The following is a 23,913-nucleotide window of genomic DNA, read 5'->3' on the forward strand; positions in this document are numbered from 1 at the left end:
TTATCTTCCCTTTGTTACCATTACTTTATTTTTTGATCAAAGAATCTAAAATACCACCTCTACTTAATGTAGCAATACCACCAATACAATCTAACTCAACAATCATATTACCATTTAAATAATATTTATAATGCGATCTATCCAAGCCTTGAAGATAATATTGCTCATTTTCTAAAAAAAATTTCTCGACATCTTCAATTTTAATATTTTGATGAACTTCTTCAAATTTTTTCCTTGCCCATAATGCATTTAAGAAACAATAAAATAAAAAAGCATTTATACTTTCATATTCCAACAAGTCCTTTTCCATATCATTATAAATAAAAATACTACCTGTTAAACTTTCTATACATAATGTTTCACTAGACCAATCAGCTCCAAAATAAACTGTCCCGTCAGGTAAATCACCTGCTAAAGCTTCATTAAAACGGCTATATACATTTTCAAATTTAGCGTAAGTACAATTTAGAAAATACCCTAAGAGTAATTCATCACTATTGCCATACTCAAGAATAAATTCATGATGATCAGGCTGTAAAGCTAAACGATGCTGATGTAAAAAATCATTCAACACCTTTTCGTTTACACCTAAAATAATTTCTGTACAGCTTAATTTTAAAAAATCAAAAGGTGCTTACTATTTTGCATTCGGATTAATTCCAATAACTTTATTTGGTTTATGGCTAGCTTGATTATATATGTTTTGATTACTTGGTAAATTACAAGTTGGACAAAGACTCTTTTAGTTTCAAAACTTTCCAGTTTTCACCTTTAGTCGCATTTCCATAAGTCTGATGAATAAATTAAATCTGTGTTTAAAAAATTCAATAAATCACCCAATATTTTGATCATCCGATCACAAAACATTAAAAGATAACTCTAATAAATCACAAAGTCATCTAGATGTGTATCTAAATCAAGTAATCGATTCGATTCTCTTAAATATATATTTAATATTTCTTTTGAAACAAAAATCCTTAACTTTGAATCATAATCATGATTTAATATATTAGCTAAAAGACCGTGCAGGAATACATAAATTTCATTTTCTGAAATTTCATTACCTTTATCTATTATTTCAATACATAATAAATTTATATTTTGATCCAAAAATTCAGTTAAACAATCCAAAAAACCATCAGGACTTGCACCAAAAAATAATTTATTCTCAGGAAGTATTGAGTTTATATACTTATATTTATCATATATATTAATTGAACAATACGAATAAACTTCATAAATTTTTTTAAGATTATTATCAATCCTTAAAATTAGCTCTTCATTTTTTTTACATTCTTCAGCACAAAAAAAGGCATATAATTTTGGACTACTCATTTTCAATTTCCTCCACGTAATTCCGTATGATTTATTAGTTTATGATATTGGTCTGCTCATATCTGGTCTAATATCATCATAATGATTCAGTGAGCACCACACACTCAATTAAAAAATTATATTGATTAAATAAAAATCTAAGACCTTCTCATTTTCAACATTTTCTCCCAAGCCACACCGCACCAAATATCTGATTTAATTTCAATATAACTTCCACCATAATATTCATATAAGCGTTCTAAGTCACTTAGTGTTAAAAAACCGACTATTGATTCTGAAAAGAACAATGGATTTTGATTTTTTTTCGACCTCATATAGCTCAAAATTATTCTAAATGCTTTATCAATACACCAATTAATATCATGAATATAAAACTGACGTTTATAAAAATTTTCTTCTACACTTTTAATTAACTTAACAAAATTTTTATCAGCATCCATATAAAAATCACTATCAACACTTAGATTAGTAAAAAAATTTCCAAAGTTTCAAGACTTTTTTCACCATTTTCATCAATATATATTTCACCATGTATATATATGTCAATTTCACTCTGAATATTTACAATTTCAGCATTAGAAATAAAATCTGCTAAATCTAATACCATACCATTCTCAGTAACAATTTTATTAAGATTTAAAATCTCTAAATAAAAATCATATTGATTATTTTTTTGCTCTTCAACAACCCAAGCAGAATACCCCATATTACTTATCTTCCAATATATTTTCCAATTCAATCTCCAAGATTTTCAAATCTCATCATAAATTTTAAATATTCAGGTCCTATTTTTAAGTTATTTTTACTTAATAATAACTAAATTCCATCTTGATCACCCCTGTATTATCAAGGCATTTCATAATAAATTCATTACCTCATATTTATTAACCATTCCCAAATACAAGATCAGTCAAACAATTTAATATTCCACCTTTATATAAATTATAACTTCCTGTTTCTGCATTAAATTCAATTAATACACCACAATAGTAGTAATAATTAATACCCTTACATTTAATTTTTTTTATTTTAAAAGCTTCATTATCTAATTTAAATTGTTCAATATTTTCAACAACAATATCTTTTTTAACAATTTCAAAAAAGTGATCCTTATCATTAAGCCAAAAAAAGCAATAAATTAGAAAACTATCAATATTCTCATAATATGCTGGTGCTTCTTTTTCTTGGAAGCCATAAACATAAATTTCTCCTGTATTATTTTCAATACATAAAAATTCATCATTAAAATCATGGCCAAAATAAATTGTTCCAGACGGAACCTTTTCTTCATCATGAATTTCTTCAAATGGAGGTTGAGCTAAATAATATTGTTCAAATCTATCAAACGTACAATCAGCAAACATACTAGTTATTAATGAAGTAGTATTACCATATAAAACAAAAAAGCTTCTATGCTCTGGTCTCAAAGGAATATTATTTTCGTTAATTAAGTGATCCACTCTCTCACTACATACCCCAACAACTTCTGGATAATTATTCATTAATACTTCAACAAGTTTTTCTTTACTAATCAATTTATTTCCTCAAGAAAACTATTTATTAAATTAAGTAAATCTGAACTTTTGCATTTAGAAAAAACCAACTTATTTTCAATATTATCTTTATATTCAAAAAATGATCTTCATACAAAAACCATGTGAAATAAATTGTATCATTATTCCTTGCAGCCCTCTTACAAAAATCATCAAATGTTTCCTCTAATACAATCCTGTAATAATCAGAAATTACCCCTTCAGAGTAAAAAAACATTTATAGTTTTTATCATTAACAAACTCACTGTAATAATAACTATCAGTCAATAATTTTCTCAAAGAATTAATAAAACTAGTAACATAAGTTGGTGAATCTAAAGTACCCAAGTATTCTCCACCAATACACAATCTCAATGGTATTAATTTCGATTTTTTAAACTCTTCATCAAATTCTAAAAAAATTTGATTGTTTCCAATTTTTTTCATTTCCAACCAGCTATCTCGATAAGTAAAATAACACTCCAAAATTAAAATTATTTTTATTTCCATATTAAATTAAATGAAAAACCGCTACATTAATAACAGCTCTTTTATTTTACCAACACCTACTAATCATGCTGTAAATTTAAAAATTCATCAAAAGTATGTGCTACTTTTATAACACGCATCTTACTATCACCATTTTCATCTTCTACACAATCATCATGATACATAATTACCACCAGTGGCTCATCAGTTGTGGGGTCTTTGCGATAATCAAAGGCTACATAATCACCTCTAGCAGTATTACCAAATACAATTACTTTGTCATACCCTAAACCATCATTATCTTGAAATTTATAAATATTATCAGTACCAGCCATTTCATTACTTGAATCAATTCAGGCTGGTACTCAAACCCAAGTCTATATTTTCCCTGCACCTCGTGGTAGTGACATAGTTTCTAATATGTCTTTAACTGCTTTGATTATGAGAATGCATGAACAAAAGCTTAAAGAAAATGGCTTAATATTAACCCAAAACAAAATCGTGTGATTACAACACATGCTTTCCGTTCAACATTCCGCGATTCGTCAGCCGATAAAACAGATTACCTCGTGAAATCTGTGAACATTTACTCGCCCATAAACTACCTGATGAGGTTGAAGCAGCTTACTTACGTGGTGCTTATCTTGAGAAACGTAAGGCTTTGATTGCTGATTGGGCTGAGTTTTGTGAAGTATAAATGGCATGAATTTGATGCTTCTACATTTAAGGTAGAAGTATCAATCCATTTATTAATAATCAGAAAACTTAAAAATCAACTTACACAAAATAATTTACACGCTCTAAAAGTTAAACTCTTGCAATGTTTTCCTTTTTTTCAACAAAAGTTCGTTTACAAATTCAGGATCAATCTTTAATAGTAATTCAATAACATCATGTATTTTCCAACCATGTATTTCGGGGTAATCTATTATTTTTTCTAAATGTTTCTTTATAAATGGCAAATACTCATTAAAACCGTATTCATCTATTACTCCTAATATTGAATATATTTCAAAAGGTTGATCGTTTGAATCTTCTATTATTTTGACTACAAGCGGAAATATTTTTTCTCTAGCTTCTACACCCTGCCCTTTTTCAATTTTTTGAGTCCAAAAACTTACTAATGCACGAAGAACATGCTGTAATGTATCATCGTAACCATATAATCTATGCTCTATAAATCCCTTTAACTCTTTGTCATAAAATAATTTTTCTAATTTATCAAAACCAACATCATCCCCCCAAAAAGTCAACAACTTAGCTGCTTGAAATACAGTATATTTATCATGAGACTCCAACAATAATCTAATTTTATTTAGATGCTCTTCGGGAATATCTTCATAATCTAGATCCTCTGGTAATAAACCACTATTTAAATCCTCAGATAATAGATCAATCGCATATTGCTCCATAATTCATACTCCAAATTAATAAGTTTACTTACGAATATAATCAGCTGGCACACAGCCTTTGATTAAGCATTCACCATCTCTTATAGCATGCTCTAAGTCTTTCTTAGCATTTTTTAGTTTCTCACTATTTCTTGGGCTAGGATTCTGACTAAACTTCTCTTGAGCCTCATCGACTTTGGTTTGTAACTCTCTTTTAACATCCGTATGTGGGATAATCTGAGTGTCTTTGATTTTACCAGCATCTATATCTTGCTGTAATCGCTTAGTATCAATCTGGATTTGCTCTCCACCATAGTTTTTTGACTCTTGGCTAAATTTAGGATCTGTTGTAGAAATATAAGGAGTTTTTTCAGGATTACTCCCTCGTATATGACTTTGAATTGATCCTATTCCATCAGGGTTAGCTGCAACTAAATCACCTTTATCATCAATATATGCTTTAGGTTTCCCTTTATAATTTTCAGTAGCCGAAAAATCATGATCATTACGTGTAACATAATCAGGCACTTTTGTTTCTATACTAGATGAATTTGTTGATATATTTTCCTCTTTTCCCTTCACAATCCCTTTTCCAACACCTGCCCCAATAATTCCAGCAGCAGTTTGGATTAAATATTCAGCTCCTTGTTTATTCAAACGAACTTCATTTGCAAATTTAATACTATGTTCTTTGTCAATGATATTTGAATTTTTTAGCTCCTCTGGTTTATTAGGATTTGACCAATCACTAATTGTAGAGGCTTTAGTATCATGTGCTGCGGCTGTTAAAGCATTAGCAACCATATCAAAACCTTTACCTATATACTCACCCACACCAGTACTTTCTATAGCTGTTGATTTACCATATTCAACAGCTAAACGGACTGGTCCTGCCAACATCACTCCAATGGCTAACTGAACTTTTTCAATATCAATCCCTGTCGACTTACTAATTTCTGCGAGATCATTTCCGACTTGAGCTGTTTTTTCTAAAATTATCATTCCTAAAGTAGTTTGAGGTTTGACTGTAATTTCTGATTTTGTACCTTCAGCAAGCACATTTGATTCTACTTCAACAGTCACTGGTGTTTTAAAAATTTGCTCTAAGCTCACTCCTTGAGCTTCTAAAGATTCTAATTGTTTATTAATTTTATTCAATTCAGTTGCACTTTCCCAAAAACTATATTCTTCAAATAAATTTTCTACATCAAATGGTGTAACTCCTTGCTTAATTAATTCACTCGCAACATTATTTCCTATGACCCCAACATCACCCTGTAATTCTTCAGGAAGACTATAAAGCTTTGCTTCAATATTATTTAAACTTTTTAAAACCTTATTCTTATATTCTCCCTCTGGAAGTTGTTGAACAATATTCTCTGCACTTTGACGGAAATTTTCTGGCAAATCTTTTTGTTGCTTAACAATTTCAGTACGACCATTCTCTGTTAGTAAACGATTATCTAAAGTCACTGAACCATTTAATAAACCTGTCACTTGGTCTCGGGTGATTTCTTGAGTATTGTTGATATCACGGTTGGTCAGCTCAGTGCTATTTTGCACTGTGCCTTGACCCATTGTCGCTTTAGTTAACTGCTCTTTTTCATTCCCTGTACTTTGTAAACCAACCGTTGTACTACCACTTGGATGAAGAGAACTCTCCTTACTCTCTCCTTTGATAGATTTACCCACACTGGTCGATACATTGAAGCCTCGATTACTTTCAGAACTGTGATCTTGTAAATCTTTAAGCTCAAGTGCCCCTGTATAATTCAGTTTGCCATGATCTGTTAAAGTTCCATCAGCATTCTTATTTGCATTGGCGATCACACCACCAATATTAGTAAGCTTTTGCACACCCATTGCATCTAGGTCTGCATCATTTTTAGCATTGCCGATAAGCAATTTGCTGGTTTCATTCACCCAAGCTTTATCGTTTTGACCTTTGGCTTGATTATAACTTGCCGTGACATTCCCACCACCTGAACCAATTCCTATACCAACTGAACCACCTTTACTGCTACTGTTGCCTGATGCTGTATCTTGTATGCTTTCAACATGGATTTGATTGACTTTTATATCACCACGATCTGCAATACTGACCTCACCACCTTGGATATTTAACTTATTTAAAGATCCAGATACTGTGTTGAGATCAACCGTACTGTTTACATTCGTTAAACTTTCATTATGTGATTTCGATGTTTGTTTACCTACTGAGGCACTTCCACCACCACCATAAGTATAGCTCACACTTTGGTTGTTGGTTTTACTGCTGGTATCTTGTTGACTCTGTTCTTTCCCAGCACTTACATTTAAGTCTTTGGTACCATCAAATGTGGTTAAACCTGTTGCTGTGAGACGGCTACCTTGAACATTCACGTCTTGATTTTCAGACTTAAGCGTGAGGTTATTTAACTCTAACTGACTGCCTTGCCATTTACCTTGGGTGGTGTTTGTGGTGGTGGTGTTTTCAATACGTTCACCATTTGCACCAATGGTAAAACCTGTTCCATAACTGGTTGACGCGGCGGCGGCTGCGGTTGCTGCCGCTGCAGCAGCACCGATCTGAGCATTGGCAAGATTTGCTGTCGCCATTGCGACATTGGCTTTGGTATCATCCAAAGCTTCTTTAGTGATTTTTCCTGATGCATAGTCACGCTGTGCCTGACTATATTGATCTTTGGCTTGTTTAACTGCCTCGGCTGCATCTTTGACCGCACCTAAAGCAAGTGCCGCATCCAAATAGGCATTTCGTACCCCGACTTCAGTACTGATCGTTTCTTTATGTGTCTTATCTTCAACAGTAGTTTTATTTTCATAACCATCGATATTTAAATCACCTCGACCATGATCAATAACAGTATCACCTGTCGCTTTGATATTTTGACCGAGTATGTCCACCCCTTCAGCACCTTGTATTTTAAGGTTTTCAGTCTGGATTGAACCTGCTTTATGGGTTATTTCAGTAGTTTTGGTACTTTGCGTGGTATCTTCTGACACAAAACCACCTAAACGCACGCTATCTTTGTTGAGCTTAACACCTAAGCCTTCAATTGTTTCCTTACTGTGTGAAGTGACTGAAATGTTTTGTTCTTCGGCAGCATTCAATGTCACCTTTTGACCTGAAAGTATCGTATTCTTTGCAGTAATATCTGCACTGGTCAATGTAGTTTGACCTGATGATCCAACATAAACATTGTTCGCTGTTAAATTTGTACCCGTTTGCTTGATTTGCTCTTCACGTTTGCTGTTGGACTCACCTACTGTAAGTTTGGTATCCACTTTAACGCCAGGGAATAAAGCTTGAACGCCAGCCAGACCGACTTCGGTGACTTTCATTAACTCTTTAACAACGCCACGATAACCTTTCTGTTGTTCATCCCACTGCTGATCTTGTGTTTCCAGCGTGGTTAGTTTTACATTTTCAGGCATCAATGAACCGTCAGCAGATTTCAATGTCCCATCGACTTGACGTTGCATCAAAGTATTGCCTACAAAAATACTTTGCCCAGACGTGATATCGTTGGCTTGTAACTCTATATTTTTAGCTGCATTGACATCAATATTTTTTCCAGCAACCAACTGGGTTTGGGCAACTTCTTGATCAATATAACCCTTTTGACGATTGTTATAGGTCGCAAAGTTAGATTTTGAAGATGTTTCGCTTATGCTTTTTTCATTGATTGTTGAGAGTAGGTTGACATTACCTTGTAAAGCTTGAATCTGGATACTATCGCCAGCACCTGCTTGTAAATGTGTCGCAGTGATATTGCCTTGTTGGCTATTTAAAATAATATTTTTCCCAGCATTTAGCTGATTGGCGATTGAAGTGGTTGTATTCTCATCATAAGTTGATGATTTCTTACTACCAAATGAACCTTTTGAATGAAATTGGCTAGACATAGAACTCAGGTCTAACCCATTCTCAAGTAAAATATTGTTTTGGGCAGAAAGCTGAATACTGCCTTGTTTGCTGTTCAGGTCAACCGCTTTACCACTAATATTCTGGGCATTTATCAGCAACGAACCTTCACTATTGATTTGACTGCCTATGTCCTGTTGCTTTTTATACTGGTAACCATTTTTTGAATCAATTTTCAATTGTTCTGTTTGACTTGTAGTTACTGTTCCAATATCAAGATTGCCCAATGTATTAAGGATGGTCGTGCCATTACTATTATTGATTTGAGCAGCTTTTAAGTTGGTATTCCCCGCGACATCTATAAGCAAAGTAGTTTGGCTTGGATCAAGCTTTTTCTGACTGCCTGAACCAACATAAATTCCCGCCACACGATCAATACTAGTTTGTGATGAACTAAAACCACCAATTTTCGATTCCGTTGAAAGCGTTGTTGATTCAATATTCAAATTCCCGCCAACTTTCAATGCCATAGATTCTTTGGCACTAATTTGACCACCGATGTTGTTCAAATCTTTTTTGGTTTCGATAGCAACTTGATTACCATGAATCCGTCCATTTAAATTTTGGACATTATCAGCAGTAATTTGCACTGCTTGGCGACCCGCAATCGTAGCGCCATTGATCAAATCACCATCTAACTTAAACTGAATCGCATCACCAGAAAGTAAGGTACCATCTCCTTTTAAGTCACCCACTCGTGCTTTAACGTATACTTGTGGAACAAGGGCTTGAGCCTTTGTGCCATTTGGTAAGATCACAGTTTGTTCAACGAGCCAAACAATATCACTGGTCAACTGTGCTGTTTGAGCAGCAGTTAATGCTATTCCAGGGCGAAGACCATACAACTTGGCGAAACTTACCCCATTATTCATGAGTGCTTTATATTGCTCATCATCATTGGCATAACCTTCTAGGAAGCGATAACCAGTTAGGTTCGCAATCTGATCTTGCACCAAACGTTGTTCATAAAGACCATCAGCTAGACGCTTTTGTTGCAAAGCAGGATCCAGCCCAAGTGCATCCAACATATAGTCAGAGGATAACCAAGTTTTATAATTGGTAAAGCTCGGATCTGTTTCAACTAAATATCCAGCTTTACTGTTTGCATTGACACGATATAGAGCACTATTTGGAACTTTTAGCTCACTTGAATTAAGCGTTCGTATTTCATATTGTGTTGATTCATCGGTTTCACTAGGTGCATTGGCCTGTTGAGTAAAATTATTGGCTTGTGCTTGACCAGCAGTATCACCTTGTTTTTGCGATGTTTGCCCTACAGAAATATTTAAATCTTTAGACTGTAATGAAGATGAATTCTGCTGTAAGCCATTCACTTGACTACTATTATCGACTTGCTTTGTATCAGTAAGCTGTTGGTTTTGGTCATTCACTTGTCCTGCTTTTGATAAACTTACATTTTCATCAAGCAGATTTGCATTTAAATCTTTTGATTGTTGTGATGGCTGATTGAGTTGACCTGTTTGTGTCTGGGTTGTATTTGATAAATCAGCAGCATGACCCGTTGTTAGATTTTTGCCATTGGCCTGTTCTGCTTGCGATACATTAATATTTGCCCCTGAAGCGCTTACATCCAAATCTTTTGATTGTAATGAAGCTTGAGCCCCTTGACCCTTCTGAGTCTGGATACTGTTGGTAAGATCAGATGCCTGACCAGTAGTCAGATTTTGAGCATTGGCTTGTTCAACCTTTGATACCGTGACTTGTGACCCTGAAACATTTAAATCCAAATCTTTTGATTGTAGCAACGGCTGGTTCTTCTGTCCTGTTTGAGACTGTATGCTGTTCAATACATTCCCAGCTTCTTTTACAGTTAAATTCTCTCCTTGAGAGTTTTGAGTTTGCTTAACCTGTGTCGAATTATTGGTATCTTTTAATCCATTTAGATTGGTTTGCTGAGTTTGACTTGATTGAGTGTTATCTCCACTTTGATTGTTAGACACCAATGTTGTCACAATTTTATTTTGGTTAAACTTCTGGTTGCCCAAAGCTTGACTGACCGCTAAATCAAATGTTTCTGTTTGGGTATTTGTAAAAGGCTTATTCTTCGTTACTCGCTTCTTACCAAAGGTTTTCTTAACGATTTCAGACCAATAATATTTCCCCTTAGCAGTAACCTCTCTTATGCCTTTAGTTTCATTCAAATCACCCGATGTGATCTTACCGCCTAAATTAGACAGTACGCCACCTGCCAAGATTTGGCTTTTATCATTGAGGACTTGAGCACCATCAAGATTTAAAGCACCACCCGCTTTAATTTGACCAGGCGCGGATTCCATGACTCGCGTCTCAGAAGTCACTTGGCTATAAGTGTATTTAGACCAGTCTTCAGTCGGATGTTTGCTTATAATTAATTTTCCTTCAAATGTCATCCATTTACCTTGATAAAATTTTTCAAGATTATCTTTACGTTCAATTTCAACCATTTGAGTCTTAAAGTTTTTATTAATATTATTGATTTGCTTCGCGGACAAACGCATATTGCCTAACGATTCAATCGTCGCACTTTCATTATTGATCACTAAGGCTTGCCCGACAGTCTTGTCATTGGCATCTAATCCACCACCGAGATATAAGTTACCAGCACTAAAAATCAGTGATTGGCTTGCATAATCAGCTGTGTTTGCCAAGTTATTTAAAACTTGAACACCCAAATACATATCACCACGTGAAGCAATCACTGGAGCAACACCAGCACTATTAGGTTGATTATTTAAAGTATTTGCATTGATCGCAAGCGTTGTTCCATATATACGTCCAGTACCTTGATTGTTGAGTGTATTCGCTTGTAGACGAGTATAATCACCATTGATCAATCCGGTATTATTCAACTCATTTTGTGCAGTCAATCGGGTTTCATAGCTTTCAATTTTAGCATCAACCATATTGCCAATATTGACGGCATTTATATCCAGTCGATTACCTGAATTGATCATTCCATAATTAATGATATTGCCTTGAGTAATCAGACTTAAGTTTTGATTGGCCTGTAATTGAGCACCTATACCATGAGTATAGCTCTCTTTTAAGTTCACTTGAGCATCACCCAAACTTAAAACTTTGTCATTCCCTGAAAGGGATTTCGCTGTCAAATTCAGTCCAGTGCCTGATAAAATTTGCCCTTTTAAGTTATTAATTTCTAGTTGATCGCCCACAATGATCAGTTGTTTTTCACTGCTGATTTGACCTGATTGATTATTCAATATTTGACGAATATTCAGATTTTGATTACCACTACTGCGGATAGCACCTGTTTGATTATTTAAAATATTGGTCGTGATATTTAAATTATTTGCATCAATCCCCTGAATTGATGTGTCAGTTGGACTGGTTGTCAGTGTATTTTGATTATCCAATTGTTGTGTGGTGATATTTAAGTCACCTACTGCCATGATATGACTATCAGCATCACTCGGCTTTAACTTACCATTGTTATTAATTCGATCAATACTGAGTGTCATTCCCCCCATAGACAACACTTGTCCAGACTGATTATCCAGTAGTTGGTTTTGTCCTATTCCCCAAATATTTAATTGTTTCCCCGCAAGTATTGTGCCTTGTTGATTCAATACTTGATTGACTTGGATACCTAGCTCTTTAGCACTTGCAAGATATCCCTGTGAATTATTCAACGTTTTAACATTACTTAGCTGTATATCACCTTGACTCAGTATGCCTCCTTGTTGACCACTATTGGTGTTTACAAGATCCTGATTGTGAGTATCAATCTGGATCGTTTGCTGAGCCTGAATCAACCCTTGATTATTGTTTAATCGTCCAGAGTCAATTTTAATACTTTCAGAACTTAACGTTCCCTGACTGTTATCCAGTAGCTGCCCTTGGCTATTGAGTTGTAGTAAATTTTTACTATTGATTTGCCCCTGAGCGTTATTCACACCATTCGCGACAATATTGATCCCTTGACCAGCTTGGATTAGCCCTTGTTGATTTTCAAGACGGAATTGTCCTGCATCCAGTTGAATCTGTCCTTGAACACTGCCGATTTGTCCTGCATTGTTATTTAGTCCCTGACTCTTTAAGCTCAGTTGTTGGTTTGAAGCAATTACACCACTTTGGTTATTGATCTCTTTTACCGTGCTGATCGCTAAATCTGCTTGGCTGTTGATCTGTCCTTTGTTGCTGTTATCGACTTGGCCTGCATTGAGCGTTAACGCTTTGCCTGACAACACCACGCCTGCCTGATTGCTCAATAAGCCATTGCCTGCATTCAGATCAACATCACCCTGTGCACTTCCGATCTGACCTCGGTTGTTATTTAAACCTTGGCTGTTGAGTTTTAACCCCAAATCCGCTGCAATTAAACCTTCTAGGTTGTTGATCGCCTGTTGGCTGTTCAGTTGCAGTTGGCCCTGACTGTTCATTTGACCAGACTGGTTATCTACACTTTGTGCTGTAACACTTAAGTCTTTCTTCGCTTGGATCGTCCCCGACTGGTTGGTCAATGCGCCTTGCCCAGCTTGTAAAATCACCTGATCTTGTAAGCTTCCAATCTGTCCTTGAGTATTGTTGAGCCCTTCGCCTTTAACCTGTAATAATCCATTGGCAATCAGTTTACCTGTCTGGTTATTAATCTCAGCTTGGCTCTGAATGTTAAGCTGTCCCTGTGCGCTAATTTGACCTTGTGCACTGTTATCAACACTTTGCGCTGTAATCTGCTGGTCTGCACCACTGTGGATTTGACCTGTCTGGTTGCTTAATGCGCCACCCAACTTAAGATTTAGATTCGACTTCTCTCCTGTCTGGATCAATCCTGACTGGTTACTTAAGTCATTTGCTGTAATCTCTAACTGACCATTTGAAGCAATTTGACCGCCATCATTATGAATATCACCCTGACTATCAATATTGAGTGTATTTAATGCACTAATTACACCGCTGTTCGTTAGACCATTACTGCTGATATTAAGTGTCTTAGCTGACTGAATTTGTCCTGTAAGGTTGTCTAGGCCTTTCTGACCAGTCTGAATCTTCAAATCTCCCTGTTCAGTACCAATCTGACCTTTATTATTGTTTAAACCTTGACTACTTAAATTTATATTTTGTTTAGCAACCATGATGCCTGCTGCATTGTTTATGTCTTGCACACTGGTAATACGAAGATCACCTTGAGTACTGATTAAACCCTGCTGGCCATTCTCTAATTGCTGTGCATCAATCTGCGTATGACCGCCACTAATCAGTTGCCCTGATTGGCTATTGTCCAATTTGCCAATCAGTTTAAAACTTAAGTCTCGACCACTTTGCAGTAATCCACCCTGATTATTTAAATCTTGACCTGTTAAATTCAGGCTTTCACCTGAGATCACTTGCCCTTTATTATTTTTTAACCAGTGTTGTTGTAATTCAAGATGGCCTTGGGTCGCGATTAAACCTGACTGGTTATCAATCCCTTGTGCATTCAAACTCAGGTCTTGTTTAGACTGCAGTTTGCCTTGTTGGTTGCTGATTACACCTTGACCAGCATCTACCTTCAGTGTGCTTTCAACACTGCCGATTTGACCCGCATTATTATTTAAGCCCTGACTATTAAGCTGCACCGATTGATTTGCAATCATCTGTCCTGCATTGTTATCAATCTCTTGTTGAATCTGTGCTTGTATCGATCCCTGTGCATTGATTAAGCCTGACTGGCTATGTAAGCGCTCTGCTTTGATCTCAATGTCTTTCGCTGATTGCAGTGATCCTGATTGGTTACTCAGTAATCCTGTACCTGCATGAATACTTAATTGCGCTTTGATACTGGCAATTTGACCCTGATCATTGTTCAGTCCCTGACTTTGAATAGTCACCGCATCGTTGGCAACGATCTGACCCGCACTGTTGTCTATGCCTTGGTCAATGCTGAGTTCAATACTCTTCTCTGAACTGATCTTACCTAAATGGCTATTGAGTTGTTGAGCCTTAAGCTGGATATCATTCTGTGCCTGTATCACACCAGAATTGTTATCAACAACTCCTGAACCACTATCGACTACAACGCCTGCATGAATACTGCCGATCTGTCCTGCATTGTTATTGAGTCCCTGACTCTTTAAGCTCAGTTGTTGGTTTGAAGCAATTACACCACTTTGGTTATTGATCTCTTTTACCGTACTGATCGCTAAATCTGCTTGGCTATTGATCTGTCCCTTGTTGCTGTTATCGACTTGGCCTGCATTGAGCGTTAACGCTTTGCCTGACAACACCACGCCTGCCTGATTGCTCAATAAGCCATTGCCTGCATTCAGATCAACATCACCCTGTGCACTTCCAATCTGACCTCGGTTGTTATTTAAACCTTGGCTGTTGAGTTTTAACCCCAAATCCGCTGCAATTAAACCTTCTAGGTTGTTGATTGCCTGTTGGCTGTACAGTTGTAAGTGTCCCTGACTGTTCATTTGACCAGACTGGTTATCTATACTTTGTGCTGTAACACTCAAGTCTTTCTTCGCTTGGATCGTCCCCGACTGATTGGTCAAGGCGCCTTGTCCAGCTTGAACAATCACCTGATCTTGTAAGCTGCCGATCTGTCCTTGGGTATTGTTGAGCCCTTCGCCTTTAACCTGTAATAATCCATTGGCAATCAGTTTACCTGTCTGGTTATTAATCTCAGCTTGGCTCTGAATGTTAAGCTGTCCCTGTGCAGTCATTTGACCTTGTGCACTGTTATCAACACTTTGGGCTGTGATCTGCTGGTCTGCCCCACTGTGGATTTGACCTGTCTGGTTGCTTAATGCGCCACCCAACTTGAGACTTAGATTCGACTTCTCTCCTGTCTGGATCAATCCTGACTGGTTACTTAAGTCATTTGCTGTAATCTCTAACTGACCATTTGAAGCAATTTGACCGCCATCATTATGAATATCACCCTGACTATCAATATTGAGTGTATTTAATGCACTAATTACACCGCTGTTCGTTAGACCATTACTGCTGATATTAAGTGTCTTAGCTGACTGAATTTGTCCTGTAAGGTTGTCTAGGCCTTTCTGACCAGTCTGAATCTTCAAATCTCCCTGTTCAGTACCAATCTGACCTTTATTATTGTTTAAACCTTGACTACTTAAATTTATATTTTGTTTAGCAACCATGATGCCTGCTGCATTGTTTATGTCTTGCACACTGGTAATACGAAGATCACCTTGAGTACTGATTAAACCCTGCTGGCCATTCTCTAATTGCTGTGCATCAATCTGCGTATGACCGCCACTAATCAGTTGCCCTGATTGGCTATTGTCCAATTTGCCAATCAGTTTAAAACTTAAGTCTCGACCACTTTGCAGTAATCCACCCTGATTATTTAAATCTTGACCTGTTAAATTCAGGCTTTCACCTGAGATCACTTGCCCTTTATTATTTTTTAACCAGTGTTGTTGTAATTCAAGATGGCCTTGGGTCGCGATTAAACCTGACTGGTTATCAATCCCTTGTGCATTCAAACTCAGGTCTTGTTTAGACTGCAGTTTGCCTTGTTGGTTGCTGATTACACCTTGACCAGCATCTACCTTCAGTGTGCTTTCAACACTGCCGATTTGACCCGCATTATTATTTAAGCCCTGACTATTAAGCTGCACCGATTGATTTGCAATCATCTGTCCTGCATTGTTATCAATCTCTTGTTGAATCTGTGCTTGTATCGATCCCTGTGCATTGATTAAGCCTGACTGGCTATGTAAGCGCTCTGCTTTGATCTCAATGTCTTTCGCTGATTGCAGTGATCCTGATTGGTTACTCAGTAATCCTGTACCTGCATGAATACTTAATTGCGCTTTGATACTGGCAATTTGACCCTGATCATTGTTCAGTCCCTGACTTTGAATAGTCACCGCATCGTTGGCAACGATCTGACCCGCACTGTTGTCTATGCCTTGGTCAATGCTGAGTTCAATACTCTTCTCTGAACTGATCTTACCTAAATGGCTATTGAGTTGTTGAGCCTTAAGCTGGATATCATTCTGTGCCTGTATCACACCAGAATTGTTATCAACAACTCCTGAACCACTATCGACTACAACGCCTGCATGAATACTGCCGATCTGTCCTGCATTGTTATTGAGTCCCTGACTCTTTAAGCTCAGTTGTTGGTTTGAAGCAATTACACCACTTTGGTTATTGATCTCTTTTACCGTACTGATCGCTAAATCTGCTTGGCTATTGATCTGTCCCTTGTTGCTGTTATCGACTTGGCCTGCATTGAGCGTTAACGCTTTGCCTGACAACACCACGCCTGCCTGATTGCTCAATAAGCCATTGCCTGCATTCAGATCAACATCACCCTGTGCACTTCCAATCTGACCTCGGTTGTTATTTAAACCTTGGCTGTTGAGTTTTAACCCCAAATCCGCTGCAATTAAACCTTCTAGGTTGTTGATTGCCTGTTGGCTGTACAGTTGTAAGTGTCCCTGACTGTTCATTTGACCAGACTGGTTATCTATACTTTGTGCTGTAACACTCAAGTCTTTCTTCGCTTGGATCGTCCCCGACTGATTGGTCAAGGCGCCTTGTCCAGCTTGAACAATCACCTGATCTTGTAAGCTGCCGATCTGTCCTTGGGTATTGTTGAGCCCTTCGCCTTTAACCTGTAATAATCCATTGGCAATCAGTTTACCTGTCTGGTTATTAATCTCAGCTTGGCTCTGAATGTTAAGCTGTCCCTGTGCAGTCATTTGACCTTGTGCACTGTTATCAACACTTTGGGCTGTGATCTGCTGGTCTGCCCCACTGTGGATTTGACCTGTCTGGTTGCTTAATGCGCCACCCAACTTAAGATTTAGATTCGACTTCTCTCCTGTCTGGATTAATCCTGACTGGTTACTTAAGTCATTTGCTGTAATCTCTAACTGACCATTTGAAGCAATTTGACCGCCATCATTACTGAGATCTCCATCACTCACTAAGCTGACTTTGCCTAAACTATTCAGTGTACCTTTATTGTTGTTCAGCCCCGTACTCTGTACGTTTAAATCACCTGTTGACTGTAGCGTACCAGATTGATTAAGCAGTGCGCCCTTGCCTGTGTTGATCGTCACCTGTTCTTTGACACTGCCAAGTTGGCCTTGGCTATTGTCTAGTCCTTGACTCTGAATTTCGACAAACTTGTTGGCGGCAATGATACCTGCATTGTTATTGACGTCTTGCTGAGTCCTAATGCTCAAGCTGCCTTGTGCATTGATTAAACCCTGCTGGCTATTCTCTAATTGCTGTGCATCAATCTGCGTATGACCGCCACTAATCAGCTGCCCTGATTGGCTATTGTCTAGTTTGCCAATCAGTTTAAAACTTAAGTCTCGACCGCTTTGCAGTAATCCACCCTGATTATTTAAATCTTGGCCTGTTAAATTCAGGCTTTCACCTGAGATCACTTGCCCTTTAGTATTTTTTAACCAGTGTTGTTGTAATTCAAGATGGCCTTGGGTCGCGATTAAACCTGACTGGTTATCAATCCCTTGTGCATTCAAACTCAAGTCTTGTTTAGACTGCAGTTTACCTTGTTGGTTGCTGATTACACCTTGACCAGCATCTACCTTCAGTGTGCTTTCAACACTGCCGATTTGACCCGCATTATTATTTAAGCCCTGACTATTAAGCTGCACCGATTGATTTGCAATCATCTGTCCTGCATTGTTATCAATCTCTTGTTGAATCTGTGCTTGTATCGATCCCTGTGCATTGATTAAGCCTGACTGGCTATGTAAGCGCTCTGCTTTGATCTCAATGTCTTTCGCTGATTGCAGTGATCCTGATTGGTTACTCAGTAATCCTGTACCTGCATGAATACTTAATTGCGCTTTGATACTGGCAATTTGACCCTGATCATTGTTCAGTCCCTGACTTTGAATAGTCACCGCATCGTTGGCAACGATCTGACCCGCACTGTTGTCTATGCCTTGGTCAATGCTGAGTTCAATACTCTTCTCTGAACTGATCTTACCTAAATGGCTATTGAGTTGTTGAGCCTTAAGCTGGATATCATTCTGTGCCTGTATCACACCAGAATTGTTATCAACAACTCCTGAACCACTATCGACTACAACGCCTGCATGAATACTGCCGATCTGTCCTGCATTGTTATTGAGTCCCTGACTCTTTAAGCTCAGTTGTTGGTTTGAAGCAATTACACCACTTTGGTTATTGATCTCTTTTACCGTACTGATCGCTAAATCTGCTTGGCTATTGATCTGTCCCTTGTTGCTGTTATCGACTTGGCCTGCATTGAGCGTTAACGCTTTGCCTGACAACACCACGCCTGCCTGATTGCTCAATAAGCCATTGCCTGCATTCAGATCAACATCACCCTGTGCACTTCCAATCTGACCTCGGTTGTTATTTAAACCTTGGCTGTTGAGTTTTAACCCCAAATCCGCTGCAATTAAACCTTCTAGGTTGTTGATTGCCTGTTGGCTGTACAGTTGTAAGTGTCCCTGACTGTTCATTTGACCAGACTGGTTATCTATACTTTGTGCTGTAACACTCAAGTCTTTCTTCGCTTGGATCGTCCCTGACTGATTGGTCAAGGCGCCTTGTCCAGCTTGAACAATCACCTGATCTTGTAAGCTGCCGATCTGTCCTTGGGTATTGTTGAGCCCTTCGCCTTTAACCTGTAATAATCCATTGGCAATCAGTTTACCTGTCTGGTTATTAATCTCAGCTTGGCTCTGAATGTTAAGCTGTCCCTGTGCAGTCATTTGACCTTGTGCACTGTTATCAACACTTTGCGCTGTGATCTGCTGGTCTGCCCCACTGTGGATTTGACCTGTCTGGTTGCTTAATGCGCCACCCAACTTGAGACTTAGATTCGACTTCTCTCCTGTCTGGATTAATCCTGACTGGTTACTTAAGTCATTTGCTGTAATCTCTAACTGACCATTTGAAGCAATTTGACCGCCATCATTACTGAGATCTCCATCACTCACTAAGCTGACTTTGCCTAAACTATTCAGTGTACCTTTATTGTTGTTCAGCCCCGTACTCTGTACGTTTAAATCACCTGTTGACTGTAGCGTACCAGATTGATTAAGCAGTGCGCCCTTGCCTGTGTTGATCGTCACCTGTTCTTTGACACTGCCAAGTTGGCCTTGGCTATTGTCTAGTCCTTGACTCTGAATTTCGACAAACTTGTTGGCGGCAATGATACCTGCATTGTTATTGACGTCTTGCTGAGTCCTAATGCTCAAGCTGCCTTGTGCATTGATTAAACCCTGCTGGCTATTCTCTAATTGCTGTGCATCAATCTGCGTATGACCGCCACTAATCAGCTGCCCTGATTGGCTATTGTCTAGTTTGCCAATCAGTTTAAAACTTAAGTCTCGACCGCTTTGCAGTAATCCACCCTGATTATTTAAATCTTGGCCTGTTAAATTCAGGCTTTCACCTGAGATCACTTGCCCTTTAGTATTTTTTAACCAGTGTTGTTGTAATTCAAGATGGCCTTGGGTCGCGATTAAACCTGACTGGTTATCAATCCCTTGTGCATTCAAACTCAAGTCTTGTTTAGACTGCAGTTTACCTTGTTGGTTGCTGATTACACCTTGACCAGCATCTACCTTCAGTGTGCTTTCAACACTGCCGATTTGACCCGCATTATTATTTAAGCCCTGACTGTTGAGCTGCACCGATTGATTTGCAATCATCTGTCCTGCATTGTTATCAATCTCTTGTTGAATCTGTGCTTGTATCGATCCCTGTGCATTGATTAAGCCTGACTGGCTATGTAAGCGCTCTGCTTTGATCTCAATGTCTTTCGCTGATTGCAGTGATCCCGATTGGTTACTCAGTAATCCTGTACCCGCATCTAAATCTAATCTGCCCTGTACAGAACTGATTTGACCTTCACTATTATCAATACCCTGAGATTGAATTTGAACATCGGCATTTGCTGCAATTTGCCCAGTTTGATTGTTAACCTGTAACTGGCTATTTAATTTAAGATTTTGTTGAACATTGATTTGACCTTGCGTATGGTTATCAATCGAACCTGCCTGAATATTGGCATTATTACCTACATAAATTTTACCTGAATGACTATTGTCTAAAAGCCCTTTAACCTTAAGGTTCAGATCCTGTCCCTGTGCTGTACTAAGTGTTCCACCCTGATTATTTAATGCCCCCGTATCCATATTCAATATTGTCTGGCTTTGGATAAAACCCAACTGATTATTCAGTTGTTGCTGTATCGCTAAAGTCAGAGGGCTCTGCTTACCACGCTGGATAAGCTGTCCTTGCTGATGATTTAATTGATTCGCTTTCAGGATAATGTGTTCAGCTGAAGTTACACCCTGACTTAAATCAAGAATTCCTGCTTGTAATTGTAATTGACCATTACTGAGTATTTTTCCTTGATTACCCTGTAACTGATCAACCTGAATATCGAGTTGTCCTGTTCCTGCATGGATAAGTTGACCTGCGGTATTATTTAATGATGTCGTATTGAGATTGACCTGTGCTGCATTACTACGAATCTCACCTGACTGGTTATTTAGGATCTGACTAAAATTCAAATCCAACTGATCAGTTCCAGTATGTAAGATATGACCTTGACTATTATCTAAACTATTGGCATTTAGCTTAAGGTCTTTAGCACTTAAAGTACCTTGCTGATTATTAATAACATCATGACTATTCAATGATAAGTGTTCTGCAATCACCTGAGCTGAATGCGTCGAGATATTGCCTAACTGACTACTTAATTCAATATTTTTGGATTGAAGTTGCCCTTTACTCGCATCAATGTGATTTTGACTTTGCACATTAAGATTTTCACCTGCAAAGCTTTGTCCATGTAGCTCCACCTGATCTGCAATAATCTTAAGATTACCTGTTGTACCTAATTTACCTTGACGGTCCAACCCTGCTGCGATTAAGCCAGACTGCTGATGTTGCAAGGTTTCGCTCTTGAGCTGAATTCCCTGTCCTGCGCTCAAAGATCCGGTATTTTGTAAGTTTTGCCCTATGATATTCAGATTTTGATCGGCATAAATATTGCCACTGTTATTCAATTGTTTATGTTCAAATTCAATATTATTAGCTTGAATCTGCCCCTGATTATTATCAAATTGAATGGCACTACTGATTAGGTTTTGTTTTGCAACAATGGATCCTAGAGTATTATCGACTAAACCATGTTTTTGCTGAATATTTTCAGCTAGAATTTGACCTGAGTTGTTATTTAAGTTTTGGCTATTCAGATCCAGCTGGGTTTTCGCTTGAATAATACCTGATGTGTTATCTAATGCTTGTTGAACGTCTAGACCAATATCTTGTTGCTCAGAATAGAGTAGGCCAGATTGATTATTAACTTGTCCTGCCTGAATACTCAGCTGTTGTCCGCTCGCAATTTTTCCTTCGCTATTATTTAACGAGTCGGTGATATTAATATCAACTTGCTCAACAGCTTGAATGGTGCCTTTGTTATTATTCGCACTTGTTGATTGAACCTTTAAGCTTTTATTGACTGCAATCTGACCTGATTGATTACTCAAGATTGTGCTGAGAATATCTGCCTGTTGAACTGTTAATTGACCTTGATCATTATTAAAGTTTTCGCCCTGAACTTTAATATGACCTAGATTCAGCTTACCCTCTTGATTCGCCAAAATATTATTGGTATCCAAATCAATTACACCACGGGCAATAATCGCGCCTTGATCATTATTCAACTGTTCCTTGACATGGATATAACCCTTATCATAGTCTTTTGGAACATTTGTCGTAGAACTGTCCTTGGCAATCTCAACACTGCCACCATCTTGAGCTGGATTGTTCGGTTTTACTGCAGTTGAACCTGAACCACTTGTTTCACCTGCACTTCCTCCATTATTAACACCAGTGTCACCTGATGTTGCTGAGTTTTTAGCAAGACCAATTCTGCCGCCAGTATTGCTTATTGAGCCTGAGATTAAATCTAGTGATTGCGCCCCAGTCTGCTCAATTGAGCCACTGTTTTTTAAGCTATTGGCATCCAGCACAATACGTGCAGCGTTTAATACTCCTGCATTGGTTAAAGTTTTTTGTTGGTTTAAATACAGTTCGTCTGCACTGCTGATTAAACCTGAGTTATCCAAATTTTGGCTATCCACTCTAACTTGTGAGGTAGCACTACTGATGTTTCCTGTATTTTTAATATTTTCTGCATTTAATTGCAGTTGATCTTTATTGGCAATCATATTGCCTGTATTGGTTAAGTCACCATTGGCATTTAAATACATTTGACCTGTCGTGGCATTGAGTGAGCCTGCGTTACGCACCCCTAAACCTTTTTCAGTACCGACCAAATAGATTTTTCCAGCATACATGCCACCTAATTTTCCAACATCAAGAGCAAAGCTCGGTGTAGGTGAAGACGTGGTACTTGTCGTTGCAGTAATCTTTACTGAATTCTGATCTTGAACATTGATGTCGTTTTGACCCAACACGGTTTTTAGTTCATTGGCATATAGACCCGCATTGACATTTAAAGCACGTGCATAAATATCGGTATAAGGGGTTAAGCTTCCATTTAAGCCTTTCCCTTCAATCGTGACTTGCCCTTCACGTACGCGGAATGAATCAAGATAACCTTGATGCATTACTGCTTGACCTGTGGTTAAGGTAAAACGATCTGCGTTAATCACCCCACAACCATCACAGATCAAGCCAGATGGGTTGGCAATCACCACTTGCGCTTGTTTACCCGCAACCTCCAAATAGCCTTTGAGCTGGCTCGGATTACTGCTGTTTACTTCATTCAGGATTACCTTGGCTTCACCTTTGGCGAGCCATGGATTGCCTTGTACCCAGCCACCCAATTGGGTTTGGGTATTATTTCGTGCGTTATTTAGAATCGCACCTTCCTGACCCACATCAAACTGGGTATAGGTATTACGTGATACACCACCTGCACTTGGGGTTTGAATATTGACTTGGGTCAAACCATTGCTGCTGTTGAGAATGGTGGCTTGTTGAGAGTTTGGTGCTGATCGATCTGCCACAATTTGACTTTCAGCGATGGTTGCCATCGGCAAGGTGTAAATTGCTGCACCTAATAGGCTCACCACAGCAAAATTGACAGGATTGAGTTTTTTATAGGTGATTGAAGATGCACCCGTCACATCCTCTATTTCGATTTCACCAATGCTATATGATTGCCCCGCTGTTTTTGTACGGCTTTTTACAATCTCAGCAACCGCAATAAACATGCCACGTGCTTGACTAAAAATAACGCGATAACGATTCTTATTCATAATGT

Annotated in this window: 9 protein-coding genes and 1 pseudogene; 1 reads left to right on the plus strand and 9 read right to left on the minus strand. The window is 38.0% G+C overall.

Going from position 1 to position 23,913, the window contains the following annotated elements:
- Positions 1–25: 25 nt before the first annotated feature.
- From ACZ5QH_RS17600 to ACZ5QH_RS17630, 7 genes are all read right to left on the minus strand, one after another.
- Positions 26–574 (minus strand): hypothetical protein, encoded by a 549-nt coding sequence (locus tag ACZ5QH_RS17600; RefSeq protein ID WP_303576414.1) that lies wholly within the window; start codon positions 572–574, stop codon positions 26–28.
- 305 nt (positions 575–879) lie between these two features.
- Complete coding sequence (locus ACZ5QH_RS17605) at positions 880–1,335, minus strand: hypothetical protein (RefSeq protein ID WP_303576415.1); 456 nt, start codon at positions 1,333–1,335, stop codon at positions 880–882.
- Between the two features lie 137 nt (positions 1,336–1,472).
- Positions 1,473–1,775 (minus strand): hypothetical protein, encoded by a 303-nt coding sequence (locus ACZ5QH_RS17610; RefSeq protein ID WP_303576416.1) that lies wholly within the window; start codon positions 1,773–1,775, stop codon positions 1,473–1,475.
- Positions 1,776–1,795: 20 nt separating this feature from the next.
- Positions 1,796–2,041, minus strand: a complete 246-nt coding sequence (locus ACZ5QH_RS17615; RefSeq protein WP_303576417.1) for a hypothetical protein — start codon at positions 2,039–2,041, stop codon at positions 1,796–1,798.
- Between the two features lie 178 nt (positions 2,042–2,219).
- Complete coding sequence (locus ACZ5QH_RS17620; RefSeq protein WP_303576418.1) at positions 2,220–2,870, minus strand: hypothetical protein; 651 nt, start codon at positions 2,868–2,870, stop codon at positions 2,220–2,222.
- Between the two features lie 210 nt (positions 2,871–3,080).
- Positions 3,081–3,314, minus strand: a complete 234-nt coding sequence (locus tag ACZ5QH_RS17625; RefSeq protein ID WP_303576419.1) for a hypothetical protein — start codon at positions 3,312–3,314, stop codon at positions 3,081–3,083.
- A 122-nt stretch (positions 3,315–3,436) separates the two neighbouring features.
- Positions 3,437–3,691 carry an SMI1/KNR4 family protein gene (locus tag ACZ5QH_RS17630; protein ID WP_303576420.1) on the minus strand — a complete coding sequence of 85 codons (255 nt, stop codon included), beginning with the start codon at positions 3,689–3,691 and terminating at the stop codon, positions 3,437–3,439.
- Between ACZ5QH_RS17630 and ACZ5QH_RS17635 the strand changes: the two are divergent.
- Positions 3,675–4,053, plus strand: a pseudogene (locus tag ACZ5QH_RS17635) (tyrosine-type recombinase/integrase); the annotation flags it as partial. The gene ACZ5QH_RS17630 and the pseudogene ACZ5QH_RS17635 overlap by 17 nt on opposite strands.
- A gap of 103 nt (positions 4,054–4,156) precedes the next feature.
- Here the strand turns inward: ACZ5QH_RS17635 and ACZ5QH_RS17640 are convergent.
- Together ACZ5QH_RS17640 and ACZ5QH_RS17645 are read right to left on the minus strand one after the other, a co-directional pair.
- Complete coding sequence (locus ACZ5QH_RS17640; protein WP_303576421.1) at positions 4,157–4,768, minus strand: hypothetical protein; 612 nt, start codon at positions 4,766–4,768, stop codon at positions 4,157–4,159.
- 24 nt (positions 4,769–4,792) lie between these two features.
- Positions 4,793–23,908 (minus strand): filamentous hemagglutinin N-terminal domain-containing protein, encoded by a 19,116-nt coding sequence (locus ACZ5QH_RS17645; RefSeq protein WP_464016755.1) that lies wholly within the window; start codon positions 23,906–23,908, stop codon positions 4,793–4,795.
- Positions 23,909–23,913 lie beyond the last annotated feature (5 nt).

It is taken from the genome of Acinetobacter sp. Ac8, from assembly GCF_055392545.1.

Excerpts from the sequence above, each read along its gene's own strand:
- ACZ5QH_RS17630 (WP_303576420.1), bottom strand. The coding sequence starts at position 3,691 with ATGGCTGGTACTGATAATATTTATAAATTTCAAGATAATGATGGTTTA.
- ACZ5QH_RS17625 (WP_303576419.1), bottom strand. The coding sequence starts at position 3,314 with ATGAAAAAAATTGGAAACAATCAAATTTTTTTAGAATTTGATGAAGAG.
- ACZ5QH_RS17640 (WP_303576421.1), bottom strand. The coding sequence starts at position 4,768 with ATGGAGCAATATGCGATTGATCTATTATCTGAGGATTTAAATAGTGGT.
- ACZ5QH_RS17615 (WP_303576417.1), bottom strand. The coding sequence starts at position 2,041 with ATGGGGTATTCTGCTTGGGTTGTTGAAGAGCAAAAAAATAATCAATAT.
- ACZ5QH_RS17645 (WP_464016755.1), bottom strand. The coding sequence starts at position 23,908 with ATGAATAAGAATCGTTATCGCGTTATTTTTAGTCAAGCACGTGGCATG.
- ACZ5QH_RS17610 (WP_303576416.1), bottom strand. The coding sequence starts at position 1,775 with ATGGATGCTGATAAAAATTTTGTTAAGTTAATTAAAAGTGTAGAAGAA.
- ACZ5QH_RS17605 (WP_303576415.1), bottom strand. The coding sequence starts at position 1,335 with ATGAGTAGTCCAAAATTATATGCCTTTTTTTGTGCTGAAGAATGTAAA.